Consider the following 17,443-nt stretch of genomic DNA (forward strand, 5'->3'; position numbering starts at 1 on the left):
GTCCCCGGGAGCCTTTCAAACGAGGGGGGGGCGGTGGGGGGGGGTGGGGCGGGGGCCCCCCCCCGCGGGGGGGCGCCCCCCCGGGGGGGGGGGCCCCGGGCCCCCCCCGCCGCCCCCCCCCCACGCCGTTCGTCTCAGGTCCTCGGGCAGAGGCGGCCGGCTCGAGGCGCTCAGGCGTCGCGGACCTGCCCCGCACGCCGCACGACGGGCGGCTGCACGGACCACGGGAAATTGATCCAGTCGTCGGTGCGCTTCCACACGTACTCGCATTTCACGAGCGACTGCGACTTCTCGTAAATGACGGCGCTGCGCACGTCGGCGACCTGCTCGACACAGAAATCGTGCACGAGCTTCAGCGTCTTCCCCGTGTCGGCGACATCGTCGGCGATGAGGACCTTCTTGTTGGAGAAATCGATGGCGTTCGGCACCGGCGCCAGCATGACCGGCATCTCCAGCGTCGTACCGACTCCGGTGTAGAACTCCACGTTGACGAGGTGAATGTTCTTCACGTCGAGCGCGTAGGCGAGTCCGCCGGCCACGAACACCCCGCCCCGCGCGATGGAGAGGACTATGTCCGGCTCGAACCCGTCGTCGGCGACGGTCTGCGCCAACTCCCTGACAGCGACACCGAACCGCTCGTAGGAAAGCTCTTCCCGCTTCGCGCTCATCGGGGGATCACACCTCGGTCCGGTGGAAGTTGAGATAGGAACGGGACGCGGTCGGCCCGCGCTGGCCCTGGTAGCGCGACCCGTAGCGGTCCGAACCGTAGGGGAACTCGGCGGGCGAGCTGAGCTGGAACATGCACAGCTGGCCGATCTTCATACCCGGCCACAGCTTGATCGGCAGCGTCGCGAGATTCGACAGCTCAAGAGTGACGTGCCCGGAGAATCCGGGGTCGATGAACCCGGCGGTGGAATGCGTGACCAGCCCGAGCCGGCCCAGCGAACTCTTCCCCTCCAGCCGCGAGGCGAGATTGTCGGGCAGCGTCACGACCTCGAAAGTCGAGGCCAGCACGAATTCCCCGGGGTGCAGAATGAACGGCTCGTCGCCCTCCGGCGACACCTGCCGGGTCAGATCGGCTTGTTCCACGGAGGGGTCGATGTGGGGGTACCGATGGTTCTCGAACACCCGGAAATACCGGTCGAGACGCACATCGATACTCGATGGCTGCACCATCGATTCGTCATAGGGCTCGATGCGGACGCGCCCGGCATCGATCTCGGCCCGGATGTCCTTGTCAGAGAGAAGCACGCCGACGAGGATACGGCCCGCCCGGGGAGCCCCATGAATCCGGGCACTCCCCGAGGACGGGCCGCCACGGTTCAGCGCTTCCCGGACTCCACCGGCACGGCGTGCCGCAACCGGGCACACCGAGGACAGCGGACAAGACGTCCGGGCCCGATCCGGTCGACCCCGAGCTGCTGCATCGGGAACGAGGCGGTACTGAAAACATGCCCCTCGGCACATCGGACGACGGTGTGCTCCATCGAGCGTCGGGTCCCTTCCCACGAGCCGTACCTGCTGCGGACGAAAGCCACATTACGACACACACCGGGCGCTCCGTACGCGGCACTCCCCCGCTCCCAACGGCCGCACCCTACGCCCCAACTCCCAGCCCCCCACAGCCCGCACCACCCCACCCACCCCACACAAAACCCCCGGCGGCAGCACCGGGGGCGAACGATGGGGTAAAGTAACCTCCGACGAACCTCAGTCACCGGCCAACCCTCCTCGGCCGCACTGAGTGTCGATCATGCGGGTGTAGTTTAATGGTAGAACATGAGCTTCCCAAGCTCAGAGCGCGAGTTCGATTCTCGTCACCCGCTCTTCGAAGAGGGCCCAGGTCAACGACCGGGGCCCTTCTTGTTGTCTAGACCTCTTTATGGGCGGCGTGCCCTCCGCGTGCCCCATCTCCAGCCGTAGGGACGCCTCGGCGCCGTTCTCGGCCCATGGAGGCCACCCCGGGTAGGGCTCCGAAAGGCAGCGCACGCGACACCGGGCCACTGCGTCGAACCAACCATGTCATCAGCACGCGGGAGCACGTACACCGCCCACTTTCAAGGTGCCGAGGAATCGCCGCGTGTCGGCCGACGCTGAGATGCTTCTGAGCCAGACAGGAGCATGCGCCAGCAAAGCGGGGGCCACATGCCTCAAGGTGTGGCTCTCGAAAGAAGCGTCCTCGGGGGAGGTTGCGTATGCCGCTGCTGTCGTGGTGAGCGGTAGCGCCGCACAGAAGCGGCGAGCACCACAGCGGCCCGCATAGAGCGGACGCCTTCCCCGGTATTCCTGTGGACACCGGGACCGGAAAGCCCATTGCTTACGTGCCCGGGCAACGCGCCGCCCGGACCGAGTACGCGAAACGTGACGACGCACCGAGCAATAACTCGGTCATCCGAGGGATGGCTTGCTCTGTGCACGAGCGGGTGAACCGCATCCGGCAGGCGCAGGACTGGCTGGGACGTTGGCAGGACAAGATTCAAGGCAGGCCGCCGCGTCCCATCCGGGCTCTGGACGAGTTCACTGGCGAGACCCTCGCGCAGTGGGCCCTGACGAACGTGCTGTACGCGCGCAAGCGGCCGGCACCGTCCTTCGGGTTCAGCCTGGCGCCAGTGCTCACGCACAGCGTTGCGGCACGACGGCAGCGTCGTCTCCGGGGCACGCTGCTGCTGGCAACGCTGGTCTACCTCGGAGGCTCCCACCCAAGTGGGATGGCAGCGATTCTCGCCGCCGTGTTGCTGTGCCAGTTCTTCGCCGGGCGAGTCTGCCGGACGATTTTGCGCTGGGGCTCCAACGGGCTCGTCCCGGCTCTCCTTCTCGCTGCGGCTCTGTTCGCCCTCTGGAGTTTCGCCAAGCCACATCTCCCGATCCTGCGTGAGGCCGTCCTGGAGGGATTACTGGTCGCGCCGCGTCTGCTGATCGCCGTCACTGCGCTTCATCTGCTTGACCGCTGGGCGTGTCACGCCTACGTGCAGTCGCTGCGTCCTGGCCGTCACCACATCGCCAGGCGTCCCTTCCTCGCGCCGTTCGCTGCCAAGAGAATCGCGGCGCACGAGGTCACCGAGCAGTGGCAGAGCATCGCGTACCGCAGGGAAAGCGGGGTGGATCGCCTCGTCGGAGCCAGCCTCGACTCGTGGCCGAAAGGCGCGACCCGTACTCTCGACCCGGAGTGGGCGGGGCAGCAGGAAGTTGCGGGCGAGTAGCGGGAGCGCGAGACGAAGAGAGACAACGGCACCACGTGCTGTTCGACGGACACGATGCAGCGCGCCAACTTCTCGTCAGCCAACTCAATGATGAGCCACCACCGCTGCTGTAACGCTGCGGGCCACCTGCAGGACAGGCCGAGGCCGAGAAGCGGAGGGGGCAATCTCGGGCTCATCCCCGCACACGCGGGGAGCGGGCCGCCCTCTTGGCCACCGTCCCCGGAAAGGAGGGCTCATCCCCGCACGCGCGGGGAGCGGCCGATCTTCTTGAGGTTCGACTCCCACGACGCGGGCTCAACCCCGCACGCGGCGGGGAGCGGCAGGGCCGCCAGGACTCGTCGTAGTCGGGGTGGGGCTCATCCCCGCACGCGCGGGGAGCGGTCCGCGTTACGCGTAACGCCGTTACTCGGGGCGGGCTCATCCCCGCACGCGCGGGGAGCGGCACACTACCCCCCAAAACCGAAGTGCGCTACGGGGCTCATCCCCGCACGCGCGGGGAGCGGCACAGTTCAACTTGTAGTTGTGATGCAAGTTGGGGCTCATCCCCGCAGGCGCGGGGAGCGGTTGCCCAAGAGCTTGTGCAGGTAGCCGTTCGGGGGCTCATCCCCGCAGGCGCGGGGAGCGGCCCACCCTGGTCACAACCCCGATCGTGGCCGTGGGCTCATCCCCGCAGGCGCGGGGAGCGGTGCAGTCCGTCGATGTGGCTCACTGGATCGAGGGGCTCATCCCCGCAGGCGCGGGGAGCGGCGTCATGACCCTGATCTGCACCATGTGGTGACGGGCTCATCCCCGCACGCGCGGGGAGCGGGCGGCCATCGGCTCGCCGTCCTCGACCTCGAAGGGCTCATCCCCGCACGCGCGGGGAGCGGTCGCGCTGGGCTCGGCACCTGCCAGGCCGAGTGGGCTCATCCCCGCACGCGCGGGGAGTGGTTGTCGCCTCGAGGTCGCCCGTCGAGACCAGGAGGCTCATCCCCGCACGCGCGGGGAGCGGGGCATCCGGCAGACCCTCACCCCCTCTCGCGTGGGCTCATCCCCGCACGCGCGGGGAGCGGCTCTGCCCACCGGGTGCCCCCGGCCGTCATGAGGGCTCATCCCCGCACGCGCGGGGAGCGGATGACCAGGCGTTCGACGTCGCGCGGAAATTCGGGCTCATCCCCGCACGCGCGGGGAGCGGCGCCCAGTCGATGGGGAAGGGCAGGTCGTCGAGGGCTCATCCCCGCACGCGCGGGCAGCGCCTCGGGGCGCTCCAGGCCGCGGGCTCATCCCCGCACGCGCGGGGAGCGGCGGGCGGCCCAGCGTCGGCTGTCGGGGCCGGTGGGCTCATCCCCGCACGCGCGGGGAGCGGGTACCGCCCCTCCCCCACGCAGAGTGCATGAGGGGCTCATCCCCGCACGCGCGGGGAGCGGATCCGGTGGATCTTCCCGGCCTTCTCCAGCTTGGGCTCATCCCCGCACGCGCGGGGAGCGGAGGTCCTCGATCTGGCCGGCCGGTGCGGAGGGGGGCTCATCCCCGCACGCGCGGGGAGCGGTGCATCGCGCGCGGGCCTGTGTAGGGCTTGGGGGGCTCATCCCCGCACGCGCGGGGAGCGGCACCCGGTGTGGACGGCGTCGGGGGGCAGATCGGGCTCATCCCCGCACGCGCGGGGAGCGGGCTGCGGAGCATCGCGACGCCCGGCATCGGCAGGGCTCATCCCCGCACGCGCGGGGAGCGGATGCGGTGCCGGTCGGCCTGGAGGCCGGTGTCGGGCTCATCCCCGCACGCGCGGGGAGCGGTCAGCGCGACCGTGCTCACGGTCGGGGTGCTGGGGCTCATCCCCGCACGCGCGGGGAGCGGCTCGCCGACCAGGCCGAGGTAATGCGCATGAAGGGCTCATCCCCGCACGCGCGGGGAGCGGCGGTGGCCTCGGCGGAGCACTACGCCCAGATCGGGCTCATCCCCGCACGCGCGGGGAGCGGCGGCAGACGCAGCACAATACGAGCACCCGCGGAGGCTCATCCCCGCACGCGCGGGGAGCGGTCCGTCTGTCTGCCCGCAGGTTAGGGAGCGGTGGGCTCATCCCCGCACGCGCGGGGAGCGGAGAGTAAAGCCGGGCGGGCCGAGATACACATTGGGCTCATCCCCGCACGCGCGGGGAGCGGCTGCCCGCAAGGGGGCTCAGGCCGACGCCGAGTGGCTCATCCCCGCACGCGCGGGGAGCGGGGGGCACTGGCCTGGCCGCGCACCGCCGCACCGGGCTCATCCCCGCACGCGCGGGGAGCGGCGTCGAGGAAGCCGCCCACGTGCAGGAACCCTGGGCTCATCCCCGCACGCGCGGGGAGCGGGAGGCGCGGTCGAGCATCTCGGCGCGCCATCCGGGCTCATCCCCGCACGCGCGGGGAGCGGTTCGGGATCACCCGACGGCGCCTACTCCGACGGGGCTCATCCCCGCACGCGCGGGGAGCGGAGGCCCCGGTCAACGCTCTTGTCGGTGTTGGTGGGCTCATCCCCGCACGCGCGGGGAGCGGTCGTGATGGGCGCCGCCGAACAGAGCACCGCGGGGCTCATCCCCGCACGCGCGGGGAGCGGGCGGCTTCCGGCTCTTGAAGGACCGGCTCCGAGGGCTCATCCCCGCACGCGCGGGGAGCGGACGGGCAGCCCCCACTGGTCGGTCAGAGCGGCCGGCTCATCCCCGCACGCGCGGGGAGCGGACCGTCAGCCCTGACGTGTGTGCCTTATGCGCTGGCTCATCCCCGCACGCGCGGGGAGCGGGCCCGCAGTTCCCGGAGCGCGGGGTCCAGGTGGGGCTCATCCCCGCACGCGCGGGGAGCGGATCTCCCGGCCGCCGGTCCACCACGGGTAGAGGGGCTCATCCCCGCACGCGCGGGGAGCGGACGCCGAGCGGGTCCGGCCAGGCGGCCGCCGCGGGCTCATCCCCGCACGCGCGGGGAGCGGTTCGCCTGCTGCTGCGGGTTGAAGGTGCTCCAGGGCTCATCCCCGCACGCGCGGGGAGCGGCTTGTCGTACTCGGCGGCCGTCGCCCCCGCCTGGGCTCATCCCCGCACGCGCGGGGAGCGGTCTTTGTGAGCTGGGCTTTTATCAAGGTGCGGTGCCTCGTTGAGCAAGGATGAGAGAAACGGACATATGAAGCTAACGGGACTTTCGGGCCCCGGAGCATGTCCACCGGCCGTACGCGAGGCACGCGCGTCGAGCCACCTGCCCGGTGCACTCCGCTCACCGATACTGACGCCTCGTTCCGTTCCTCCCGACGTGGGCGTGACGCCAGGTGCCATACACGGGCCGTTGCGGCGCGCAGGTCCTCCGATGCCATCAGGCGCTGCCGCGCGCATGCTTCGGGCCTGTGGCCACCGGCGAAGAGTTGTGATCGGTTGTGTCAGCTACGTCTTGTTGCCGAATCGACGGCGCTTGGACGCTTTGCTCCACCCCTTGGAAACGGACGCTGGAGCAGGCACAAAGCGACCCGAAGGGCGGAAGATGAGGGTCAGGCCCTCGTGATCGACCGGATGCCACTTGTGGTCGTGAGTGCGGAAGGCGTAGCCCTGTTCGGAGTCGGTGGAGTAAGCGAGCAGCGCGCGGCCTTGGCCGGCGTACTGCCGGACCTCGTCCCACAGGAAGTCGCGGATGCGGGCGGATGGGTTGCCCAGGAAGACGCCGGGCGAGATTTCCAGCAACCAGCGGGTGAGCAGGCCGCGCAGACCTACCGGGCAGTGGGTGAGGACGATGACGGTCACCAGATGACTCCGTCACGCACCAAGCCGTCCTGCGCCCAGACGTCCTGCGCGCCGAAGGTGGCGTCTCCGGCTGCCACCTGATCTCCGTAGTTGCGGCCGGCTGCCATCTCGGCGCCCCGGTCGGAGTGCAAGGTGACGTGATCACGTCCCTCCGGATGACCGGTACCCGCGGGCGCGAGGAGTGCCTGGATGTCCCGTACACAGCGGTCGAGCAGTCGGGTTGAGTTGATGCGGTCCCGCAGTTGCTCGTCGGGTGCGGGAGCCGATCTCCTCGGGGCCCTCCGCGGCCACCTCGAAGGCCACAGGGATGCCGATGTCCGTCTTATAGAAGTCGGCCACGTCCAGTACGAAGGAGAGTTCGTGGCCGGAGTGGACGAAGCCGAGACCCGGTGTGCACCCCAGGGCCGTCACGACGGCCTGGGCGATGCCGTACATGCACTGCGCGGCTGCGGTCACGGCCTGGTTGGGCGCGTCGCCGGAGTTGAAGTCCCCAGGTGTATACCGCCGGCCGTGCCACGGGACGCCGGTCCGGGCCGCCTGTTCTGCGTAGCACCGCTTCACACGGTCCCCCTCCCGGCCGAGGAGCTGGCGGCGGGTGCATCCGGCCGGGTCCTCGTCCGGGAAGCGGAGGCGATACATGGCCCTGGCGACATCGAGTCGGGTGCGCTGGTTCGCCCAGGCGCTGGCCTGGGCCTCCAGGAGCGCCGAGGAACGGTTCAGCGCCCGCCCACCGGCGTAGAAGCGCACGCCGTGCTCACCGACCCACACCACCACGGCACCGCACTCCCCCAGAACGGCCATGGCCTGGTGGGTGATCCGGGTACCGGGGCCGAGCAGCAGGCAACCGATCGTCGCGGACGGGATGTGGCGTACGCCCTCCGCGTCCTCGGCGGTGAGGGCGTTGGCGTCGCGGTGGACGGTGCAGCGTTCCAGGTAGACGAAGGACAGCCGCTCACCGACGCGGGTGAGCTGTCGCGGACCGGAGGCGGGACGCTTGCTGACAGTGGCCATTAACTACTCCGTTCGCGCCAGGGTCATGAGCCCGCAGCCGTACGCCTTGGCCTTGCCCAAGCCCGAGGTGAGGGTGCGGCGGAAGACCGCGGGGTCGAGTACACGAAGGCGGCCGTCGAAGGTGACCCGGGTCAGTTTCACCTGATGCGCGCGGGTGTCCTTCTCGCCGCGTTTCTGGAACATCAGGTCCTTGCGGCTGTGCGCGATGACCTCGTAGGCGTCGGTCGGGGGCAGGTCCTCGCGCGGCTCCGGCTTCTCCAGGACCGCGAAGCCCGCGTCCTGCTGCCGGTTGAGCAGCCACTCCACCTGATGGCGCGCGGTCACGTGTGCGGTGCGCTTGGTCGGCTCGGCGGGGACGCGCCGGATGCTGTGCACGGGGTTGGCGGTGAGCCGGAAGGACCAGACGTCGTCGGCGGTGATCCGGTCGAGGAACGTGGCGTACGGCCTTGTCTGCCAGCCCCCCGTCGTCGGCCACCCCGCCTGCTCGACGAGGTGGGTGAGGTCGGGCTCGTCCGGGCTGACGACGTAGAGCACCACCTCGCTGCGCGCCTGCTGGTCCACCCGCCACAGCACCCGCGAACCGTCCGGCCGCTGCCGCGGCGGCTCCGCGAAGGACGCCAGGACCGCCGCGTGCAGGCTTTGCGGCGATCCGAGGAGCCGCCGCGCGCCGACGCGCGCGGGGTTGAGGCGGAAGCGGGTCAGGTACACGGTCATCCTTCCAGGAGGCTCATCGGGTCATGGGAGGGCGGGACGAAGGAGCGGCGCGTGGAGCCCAGGGGGTGGGGGAGGGAAACCACGGCCGTACGGACCTCGCGCAGCCCGTACCTGCGGTGGCGCGGATCGAAACTGAGCGGCTGGTCGCGCTGCCTCTCACCGGGATCGCCGTCCGCTGCGAGGTCGCCGATCATCTCCAGTTCGACGCGGCGGTCCCTCGGATAGCGCCGCTGCCAGCGGAGGGATGCCTGCCAGGGCTCGGACCGCAGCGCCGCCGCGAGGTCCCCACGGTGGACGCGCAGATCGACCGGCCGGGACGGCGGGCAGGAGCGACGGCCCAGGAACGGCAGGAACACCGGCGCGCGGACGGCCGCCAGCAATTCGTCCACGAGGTCGGCGGCTCCTTGCACGGCGGCGACGAAGACCGCGTCGGACAGGTAGAAGCGTTCCGACACCGGCATGCTCGCGTCCGTGTCGATGTGGCGCGCGGTCTGGAAGTCGCGTACGCGGGTGCCCGGCTGGTCGAGCCGGACGGCAAAGCGGAGGGCGGCGAGATCGGAGAGGTCTGCGTCGCGCTCGCGGCCCTGGGCGGCGGCGAGGAGTCCGATGACACCGCTCTTGGTGGGGGCCCGCTCCGTCGAACGCCGTACGAACCGTGATGAGGTTCCCCACGCTTGGAGGGGGCCCGCGAGGCACAGGGTCAGGACGCTCGTACGCCGGTTCACGCCGGAGCCGTCCGGGCTTCGGGCGTACGGGCTTCCGGCACGTCGGCCTCGGGCGTACTGCCGGGCAGGCGCGCCGCGACGGCCTCCCCCACCTCGCGGACCAGTTCCTCCAGGCCCACGGCGGTCCCGAGCGCGGCGAGCGGTTCGGTGGCGGCGCCTGCCCTGAGTACCCAGCTCGGGTCCCCGCTCACCCCGTACGCCTTCTCGATGCCCGATACGTAGCCGCCCAGTTGGGCGCACGCGCCGCGCAGGTGTCCGCCGGTGCCGAGGGGAGCGATGACCGGCTCCTCGAACGCGCCGACGAAGCTGATGGGGCGGGCCGAGCGGAGGGTGACGATCACCGCGTCAGGGAGCGTCTGGTTGGCGAAGGTGTTGGACTTGCCCGTGGGCATGGACTGGACGAAGGCACGCAGGAAGGCATCCACGGCGCGGTGGACCGGCTGGTCCTTGCCCTCGTCGGGACGTACGCCCGTACCGAGGTTCTCCCGCAGCCGGTCCACGTCGACAGCGGCGTAGCGGTAGAGCGTCGCCGAGTTGAACTCGACGGTGCCGATCATTCCCGCGCCGGAGTCCTCCGCATCCTTGTTCTCGTCATCCACCGCCGTGAAGTAGTCCGATTCGTTCTCCACCGCGTGCACGCTGAGGGCGTGGGCGACCTGCGCCGCCGCGTCGACGTTGAGGTCCGTGGAGTCGGCGACCATGCGGCCGAACAGGGCGATGTCCACCGAGTGCCGGGTGTCAGCGATCTTCTTCGCCATCTCCTTGTTCGCCTTGACCTTGAAGAACGCCTTGATGTCGGCGGCGCCCTTGACCGCGTGCTCCGCGAGCCCGTCGAGTTGCCGTCGGCTGAGGAACATCAGGTACGTGGATTCCGGCTGCGGCTCCGGCAGATCGTTCTTCTTCGCCTTCTCGGCCTTGCGGAGCGGGATCGGGAACTTCGAGCCGGTCGCGGCGGACAGCGTCTCCACGGCCAGGCTCATTGCCGACTCCTCACTGAGCGAAGAGTCCAGCGCCGTGATGCGGGAGGCAAGCAGGCCCGGCACCTGACGGGTGCGCACGCCGAGTTCCCGCGGGTCGAGGAGTGCGTTGAACGCTTGCCTCGTCGCCCGTTTCCACGCCTGGCTGCTGACCCGGGCGCGGCGCACACCACCGTAGAAAGCGCTTTTCGGAGCGCCGGTGTCGTCGCGGTTGAGGTTACTCGGCGGCACCGTTTGCAGCACGTGTACGTCGATGATGGTGCGGGTCACGGGGTGTCGTCCTCCGTCGTGGTCGGGTCGAGCGGCTGGTGGTCCGCGCCGGCGTTGGCCGCGGGCGTCGCGGGCTTGGCGAGTACGAGGTAGGAACGTCCCCACGAGCGGCGCACGCCCTGCGCGCCGCCCGGGAGCGTCCACTGGTGGAGCTGGTCGGCGAGCAGCCCGTAGTCGAGCGGGATTTCCTCCCGGCGCAGGAGCAGCACGAGTTCGCGCAGCCGCGTGGCCAGCACCACCGGAGTGGCGGACGTCCCCGCGCGGACGAAACGCCTGCGCGTCGGCTCGTCGATCGCCGCTGCGGGGGCGAGCCGCCGTACCGCCGTACCGAGTTCGGGGCCGGGCCTGCGGTGCATCCGCGAGACGTGGTGGGACTGCTGGTGCAGCGACCACAGCGTGACGGCCGTGTGCGCCGCCTCCTCGGCACGCAGGAACTCCTCCTCGCTGAACTCGCCCTGCGCGTAGCGCTCGTAGAGCGGTTCGGTGCCGGTGAGGCCCCACAGGTCGGGCACATCACCGGGGGCCCGGCCCACGCCCCGGCGGAGCCGGGCCAGGGCGGCCACGGCGTCGCTCTCGTCCTGGAGGTATCGGCTTTGCAGCGCCCTGATGTGCTGGTGCACGGCGCTGCCCACCGGACTGAGACGGGGAGCCGGGCGCGCGCCGGCGGACGTAGCGGGGGGCGAAGAGGTCATGCGGGCGACTCCACGGGAGCGGGCTGGGGGGAGGTGGGTGTGTCGGGGACGGTGGTCAGGAACTCGCGGAGGCGGGTACGGAAGCGCAGCTCGGCGGCGGCGTCGTTGAGCCAGCGCGTGCCCTTGCCGGTCTCCACGAGGCGCCCTTCCCAGGCCGCCGGCCCGGCCCCGTCGAGCAGGCGCTCGCCCAGCTCCGTGACGAGTCGGCGGACCTCCTGTTTCCAGCGGTCGCGGTGTTCCTCCGGGTCGGAGGTGCCGCCCAGCTCGCGCAGCCAGCGGCGGTAGTGCGTGTCGAGGGTCCCGAACCCCAGGTCACGGGCGGTGTTCCTGCCCGGCTCCGGGTCGGTGCCGGCAGCGAGGGCGAGGTCGGCGGCGAGCTGGGCGAGGGCGCCGACCGCCTTCTCGGCGTCGTGCAGGGCGTCCACGGCCTTGTCCCCGTAGCGCCGGTCCGTCTCGTGCAGCAGGACGGCGGGCATCAGCACTCCGTCGTCCACGACCTCGTCGATCACCGATTGCTGTGTCCCGTAGCGCGCACCGATGACACGAGTCCGGATCAGGTAGCCCCGTGGGAGCAGCCCTTCGGTGGTGAGTTGCGCGGCCCACTGGACCACCTTCGGAGCCAGCCGGTCCGCGCCGTCCGGCCCTTGCGCGCTGCCGGTCTCGCGGCCGGCGAGCAGCCCGTCCATGCCGCGCCACGCCATGCGCGATGGATCGTGCTCCCTCGGCAGGTAGACGAGGCTCTCCTGGCGCTTCTTCTCCTGGGCCGGGCTGCGCCGCCAGCTCGTCATCGGCTCGTGCCCGTGCCGGTTGTGCGGTTCGAGGCTGTCGCCGTACGCGAGGACCACGCCGTGCACGCCGTCCGCGTCGTGGTGCAGCCGGATGCGGCGGGACTGCCAGGTGTAGAGGTCGCGCAAGCCGTACGGGCGCTGGCCGAGGTCCGGGGCCGGGGCGGGGCCGCTCGGATCCGCTCGCCAGGCGGGGCGGTCGGCTTCGGCCGCGTGCACCCCCGAGGTGTCGGCCGCGATCAGGTTGAGCAGCAGCGTCTCGTGGAGGTTGTCGCCTTCGAGCAGGACACCGCCCAGATTTCCCGCCCATGCCGGGCCCTGGGGATACCCCTTGCCCGCCTTTACCCGGGGGTCGCCCACCGCGCCGGTTTTGATGCCGGAGGTGTCGTACGCCTGCGCGTGGACGAGCCACCGGGCCGCCTCAGCGAAGCCGAGCCGGTCGACGCCGGGCCTGCGCATGCTGAAGAAGGGGTCCCCGTTCGGCACGTCGGCGACGAGGCGGTTGAGCGAGAAGACCTCGTCCTTCGCCGTGCGGAGCCCCGGGGTCTGGAAGAACGGGTACTCGGGGTGGAGCAGGTCCAAGCGCTCGCGGTACCGGTGCAGATAGGCGGCCACGGGGGCGGCGTAGGCGGACTGCGAAAGCCACAGCTCCTCCCACGCGTCCATGTCGGCGGGTGCCATGTCCCCGCCCGACTCGGAGAGGGCGTCGTACAGGAACGCGAGCAGCATCCGCGTCAGCGCGAAGTCCTGCGTCGGCAGGTCGCCGACGAGCCGGCGGATGTCCCGCGCCTGGTCGAACACCTCCGGCAGGGACAGTTCACGCTCGGAGCCGTCCTTCAGGAGGACGGGCAGCCAAGGCCGGCTGGTGAGGTCGAAGGAGGGGCGGGCTGGGGGCGGGGCGGAGGAGGGTAGGGCGGGCTCCGGCCCGCCGCGTGGAGGCTGGCGCGTCCGCTGATCCGCAGGCAGCTCTGCCTCTCTCGTACGGGCCTGCTTGCCGTCCGTGGCAAGGCCCGGATCTCCCTCCGCGCAGGCCGCCTTCCCGTCGTCCGCCGCGCGGGCCGGCTTCCCGTCCGCGCACGCGTCGGCGCTCGTCACGAGCAATCCTTCCTCGGGGTGGTACACGAGCTGATGGCCGGCGAGGGCCGCGCGACCCTCCTCGTCCAGCGCGAGGATCAGTTCCCCGGCGATCCAGTGGCTCTCCTTCTCCTGCCAGGCGGGGACGTACAGCTCTTCCAACTCGGCGAGCGTCCGGTCCAGCGTCCGGGGGGAGGACGTGAAGTGGTACGGCAGTCGCAGGCCACTCGCCGCGACCGCGCGAGCGGCCAGCGTCGAGGGCACGGCGTCGACGGGCAGTTCGAGACCTCCCCTGCCCTCGTCCAGCCAAGGCAGGGTGCACAAACTGCCGTCGGCGCGGCGCCCGACCACTAGGACCTCCAGGCCTTCCTGGGTGTCCCGGACCTGTGCGCGGCCGACGGGGGTGTCGTCCGCGTCTCCGACACCGGCGTCGATCCAGCCGATGAGAGGACGTCCGGCCTTGCGCACCTCGTCGAGGCGAAAGACCTCAGCTTTTTGGCTCTGGCGCTCGCGCGCTGTGCGGTACTTGTCCCGGGCGGGTGCGAGCACCGGCTCCCACTCGGACGGGCACGGGTCCTCCTCGCCGTACGCCCACTGCACGAGCGGACTGATGTCCTCGGGCAGGCGCAGAGGACGTCCCGCCGCTCCGGCTGTCCCGAGGTGCGGGGCGAGTACGGCGAGGCTGCGCAGCAGCGCGTACGAGCCGTAGATCGCGGCAGAGCCGGGAGCAGGCTCGGGGGCGGGGCCCGTCTCCCAGTCGACGCCGGTGACGAGGCAGCGTGCTTGCCGCAGTCGCGGGGGACGCCTCTCCTGGTCCTGACCGCGCGGATGCCGGTGCAGCCTGCCCATGCGCTGGAGCAGCAGGTCCACGGGACACAGATCGCTCACGAGCAAGTCGAAGTCGACATCGAGCGACTGCTCGGCCACTTGGCTGGCGACCACGATGTGCGCGTCCCGAGGGCGTTGCGGGGAGCCGCCATCGGGGTCGGGCGGGCCGAAGCGGGCGAGCAGATCGGCGTCCTTGCGCGCGCGGTCGAGGTCCACGAAGCGGGCGTGGGCCACGGTTACGTGGTCGGCCCCGAACCGCTCACGCAGGACCGAGGCCGTGTCCATCACCCGGTCCACGGTGTTCCGTACTACCAACGCGCAGCCACCGTCGGCCAGTTCTGTGTCGAGCCTGTCGGCGAGCGCTTCGTCGTCGTCATCCAGCTTCTCCAGCAGTACGTCGCTGCCGCGCCCGGACGCGGCAGCGACGTACTGCAGGGCTTCCCGGCCCGGGACGACCGCCGTGAGGAGGGGATAGCCGGTCGCTTCGGCGAGGGTCTTCGCGTCCTCCCCGGTGTACGCGGCCGCCAGTTCGGCGCGTCGCCGCGCGGGGAGCGTCGCCGACAGCACGACAACAGGGACCCGGTACTCGCCCAGCCACGCCAGCACACGATCTAGATACGCGTTCATGTACGTGTCATAGGCGTGGACTTCGTCGATGACGACGACCTTGCCGGCCATCGCGAGGTGCCGCAGTGCCAAGTGCCTGCTCTTGAGGCCCGCCATCAGCAGTTGATCGATCGTGCCGACCGCGAATGAGGCGAGCAAGCCCTTCTTCCGACCGCGCAGCCACTGGTGCGCAACGAGCTCCGTGGGGGCTTTCCTTCGCGCGCCGTCCGTGGCCGGGCGGCGGCCCTTGCTGGGCCTGCTGCCGTCGCCGTACGCATCGACGGCGGCGATGGTGCGGTGGCTCTCGCGCATCAGCGTGGCGTAGTCCTCCTGCAACGCCGACTTCGCGTGGGCCAGCAGCACGGAGCGCTGCTCGTGATCACGCCCGCCGCTCGCGTCCGCGCGGGGGAGGCGGTCGAGCCACCGCAGCAGCCTGGGGAACATCGCGTTGCTCGTCGCCATGGTCGGCAGGGCCACGTAGCAGCCGCCCGCGCCCGAGCGCGCGGCGAACACCTCCGCGACCGCGAGCGCGGCCTCGGTCTTCCCCTCCCCCATCGGCGCCTCGATGATGAGCATCCCCGGCCGCTCCATGTCCCGGGCCATGGCGAGGGCCTGTTCCTGTACGGGCCGGACGACGGCACCGGGCGGCAGCGCGAAGCGGGAGGCGTAGAACTCAGCGGCGGGAGCCGCCGGTTCCGCGGGTTCCCAGGGGGCCGGGAGCAGAAGGCCCCGCCAGGCGGCGGCCACTCGCTCCGCCTCCGGGCGGGGATGATCCTCGGGGAAGTAGGGGAAAAGATCCGGATTGCTCGCGATCCAGTCGGAAACGATGACGGTCGCGGTGAGCAGCACCTGAACGGTCTGCGGCAACTTCACCGTCCGCCATGCGTCGAGGCGCTCCTCCACCCCGAAGGCGAGGGCACACGCGTCGAGCAACTCGTCCTGCACGGCCCTCCACTGTGGCTCGGCGGGACCCTGGGTACGCAGGAGTTCCGGATGCGCGTCGAGGTTGTGGAGCTGCATGTGGTCCGGGGGGACGCCATGATGCCCCCCCGCCATGACGGCGAACTGTGCGGACGCCCTGCGCGTCCAGCCGCGCCGCTCCTCCAGCCACTCCTGAAGCAAGACCTGCCCCGCGAGCCCGTGCGGGGCCATCCGGCGGTCTTCACCGAGCTGCTTGCTGGTCCGCATGTCAAGCCCGGCTGCGGTCATCACGCCGGCCAGTTCGTCGACTTGGCACGCGAAGGCGGGCGTGGCCTTGCCGATGTCGTGCGTTCCCGCCAACCACACGCACAAGGACCGCGCGTCAGCCGCCCCGCCGGGCAACGGCTCCGCGATCAAGTCCTTGATGTTCCGCGGCAACCAGTGATCCCACAGCAGCCCCGCGACCGCAGCGCTGTCCGCCATGTGCCGCCACAACGGCAGCCACTTCGCCGTATCCCGGTCGTGCTTGGCCCACACGGTACGGACGGCACCGGTCAGCCGACCGCCGAGCGGCGACGCAGTCGAGTTGAGGTGATCGGGCACGGCGATCATTGAACAGGAAATCGGACGGAGGGTCTGCACGATATCCCAAAACGATCATAATTTTTCAATTTTTATCAGAAATGAACAGTCTCACATATTGTCTGCTAGATTCGAGCTTTCCGATTCACGCCCCCCGTTCAGGCACCCCCGCCATCTCGCACACTGGACGGCATGGGTAGCCGTAAGATTTCCCCATGCTTCCCGCCCTAGCGGGATACACAGACGGATGGACAGCGAGGGGCGTGCCCCCCCCCCCCCCCCCGGCCTCTCACAGAAAGTCGGGGCGGCAATGGCTTCCCGAAATAGTTCGGATGAGCCCCTGCAGTTTGCGGTTTTACATAGAATCGCAAATGCTCCCCATAAGTATGGGGATTATATTTTTAACATACACCCCCCTTGGCCGCACAATATTTACAGACGCGCCAAACCTGCACTTTGCTGTTTTCCCCCTGTGCCTCACCACCTTGAAGGTGAGATAGAATCCTGAATAGGCAGCCCCCGACGGGGATGGTCACCCTCAAAGATGCCCCCGAGCCTCACATCACGCAATCCGTTTGTATTTTTAGTAGCTAGCCAATTATTCACGCGCCCTGCAAATAATCTGCGGGGTCGACTCATTCGACGCCCCAGCCGTCTTCGCCACACGCAACCGCGTGCGGCCCCCATCCACGGAGTGCCTCCACATGCTTCGTCAAGTCGACATCCGCACCGTCGTACTGCTGCTCGCAGGGGCTGGCATCGCCTACATCACTCTGCAACACCCAGCCGTCGGGGCGGCACTCACGGTGGGGGTGGGCGTCATCGCTTCGCTGCACACCTTGATGGGCTCGGGCCGAGGTACTAGGTGCCGCCGCCTCCCGTCCCAGCAACCTCGCCAGCCTCCGAGGCGACAACAGAGCCGGTAGACACACGGGAGTACAGGTCACAGGGCGCTCCGTGGGGAGGGACCGCGACCGAAGTCATAGAAGCTCAATTGGCAAGTTGACCCCGCCAAGCGACCTGGCCCCCAAAGAGCTTCGATGCTCCTGGGCACCTCAACCAGACGCGCAGTGGCGCCCAGGAGAGGATGGCCGACCTGCTCAACTCGGCCGTCAGCCATGGCACGCTATGAGCAATACTCCTCACCAATGCCCCACGCTCCCACGAGCAACCACATGTAGAAGCCCGCTCAGGAATGCAGCCGTGCCACAACGTGCCGGTAGGAGCGGTCAACAGCGGTCAACCGCAGTGTCGTCGTGCAGCCACGCGTTCCACACGATCTGCTATCACCGCAGCTCAGGAGCCTGGGACAGCCCGAAGTACGGGTGATC

Annotated in this window: 9 protein-coding genes, 1 tRNA gene, 1 pseudogene and 1 CRISPR repeat array; of the genes and pseudogenes, 2 read left to right on the forward strand and 9 right to left on the reverse strand. The window is 70.1% G+C overall.

Features of this window, described 5'->3' with window-relative positions:
- Positions 1-170: 170 nt before the first annotated feature.
- Positions 171-668, reverse strand: a complete 498-nt coding sequence (locus ACFYMP_RS22625) for a phosphoribosyltransferase (RefSeq protein ID WP_388860551.1) — start codon at positions 666-668, stop codon at positions 171-173.
- 7 nt (positions 669-675) lie between these two features.
- Positions 676-1,251: a dCTP deaminase gene (gene dcd, locus ACFYMP_RS22630; protein ID WP_388860554.1), complete on the reverse strand. Its 576-nt coding sequence runs from the start codon at positions 1,249-1,251 to the stop codon at positions 676-678.
- A gap of 504 nt (positions 1,252-1,755) precedes the next feature.
- Between dcd and ACFYMP_RS22635 the strand changes: the two genes are divergently transcribed.
- Together ACFYMP_RS22635 and ACFYMP_RS22640 are read left to right on the forward strand one after the other, a co-directional pair.
- Positions 1,756-1,826 (forward strand) — tRNA-Gly (locus tag ACFYMP_RS22635).
- A gap of 585 nt (positions 1,827-2,411) precedes the next feature.
- Entirely contained in the window at positions 2,412-3,200 is a 789-nt protein-coding gene (locus ACFYMP_RS22640) for a hypothetical protein (protein WP_388860557.1), read from the forward strand.
- Positions 3,201-3,368: 168 nt separating this feature from the next.
- Positions 3,369-6,253: a CRISPR direct-repeat array (repeat unit 29 nt; unit sequence GGGCTCATCCCCGCACGCGCGGGGAGCGG).
- Between the two features lie 320 nt (positions 6,254-6,573).
- Here ACFYMP_RS22640 and cas2e read toward each other — a convergent pair.
- The 7 genes and pseudogenes from cas2e to casA form a co-directional block, all read right to left on the reverse strand.
- Entirely contained in the window at positions 6,574-6,927 is a 354-nt protein-coding gene (cas2e, locus tag ACFYMP_RS22645) for a type I-E CRISPR-associated endoribonuclease Cas2e (RefSeq protein WP_388860560.1), read from the reverse strand.
- Positions 6,924-7,938, reverse strand: a pseudogene (gene cas1e / locus ACFYMP_RS22650) (type I-E CRISPR-associated endonuclease Cas1e). The gene cas2e and the pseudogene cas1e overlap by 4 nt, the downstream one beginning before the upstream one ends.
- 3 nt (positions 7,939-7,941) lie before the next feature.
- Complete coding sequence (cas6e, locus tag ACFYMP_RS22655; protein ID WP_388860563.1) at positions 7,942-8,652, reverse strand: type I-E CRISPR-associated protein Cas6/Cse3/CasE; 711 nt, start codon at positions 8,650-8,652, stop codon at positions 7,942-7,944.
- The gene (gene cas5e, locus ACFYMP_RS22660) at positions 8,649-9,377 is read right to left on the reverse strand and encodes a type I-E CRISPR-associated protein Cas5/CasD (protein WP_388860566.1); all 729 of its coding nucleotides are present in this window, start codon (positions 9,375-9,377) and stop codon (positions 8,649-8,651) included. Before cas5e ends, cas6e begins: the two co-directional genes overlap by 4 nt.
- The gene (gene cas7e, locus ACFYMP_RS22665; RefSeq protein ID WP_388860569.1) at positions 9,374-10,624 is read right to left on the reverse strand and encodes a type I-E CRISPR-associated protein Cas7/Cse4/CasC; all 1,251 of its coding nucleotides are present in this window, start codon (positions 10,622-10,624) and stop codon (positions 9,374-9,376) included. Before cas7e ends, cas5e begins: the two co-directional genes overlap by 4 nt.
- Complete coding sequence (gene casB / locus ACFYMP_RS22670) at positions 10,621-11,316, reverse strand: type I-E CRISPR-associated protein Cse2/CasB (RefSeq protein ID WP_388860572.1); 696 nt, start codon at positions 11,314-11,316, stop codon at positions 10,621-10,623. The genes cas7e and casB overlap by 4 nt, the downstream gene beginning before the upstream one ends.
- On the reverse strand, positions 11,313-16,133 hold the full coding sequence (casA, locus tag ACFYMP_RS22675; protein WP_388860575.1) for a type I-E CRISPR-associated protein Cse1/CasA: 4,821 nt from the start codon (positions 16,131-16,133) through the stop codon (positions 11,313-11,315). The genes casB and casA overlap by 4 nt, the downstream gene beginning before the upstream one ends.
- Positions 16,134-17,443 lie beyond the last annotated feature (1,310 nt).

Source organism: Streptomyces sp. NPDC007088 (assembly GCF_042869355.1).
Classification (GTDB): Bacteria; Actinomycetota; Actinomycetes; order Streptomycetales; family Streptomycetaceae; genus Streptomyces.

What these genes read in the sequence shown, in the direction of transcription:
- ACFYMP_RS22625 (WP_388860551.1), bottom strand. Translation starts at nt 668, where the DNA reads ATGAGCGCGAAGCGGGAAGAGCTTTCCTACGAGCGGTTCGGTGTCGCT.
- casB (WP_388860572.1), bottom strand. Translation starts at nt 11,316, where the DNA reads ATGACCTCTTCGCCCCCCGCTACGTCCGCCGGCGCGCGCCCGGCTCCC.
- cas6e (WP_388860563.1), bottom strand. Translation starts at nt 8,652, where the DNA reads ATGACCGTGTACCTGACCCGCTTCCGCCTCAACCCCGCGCGCGTCGGC.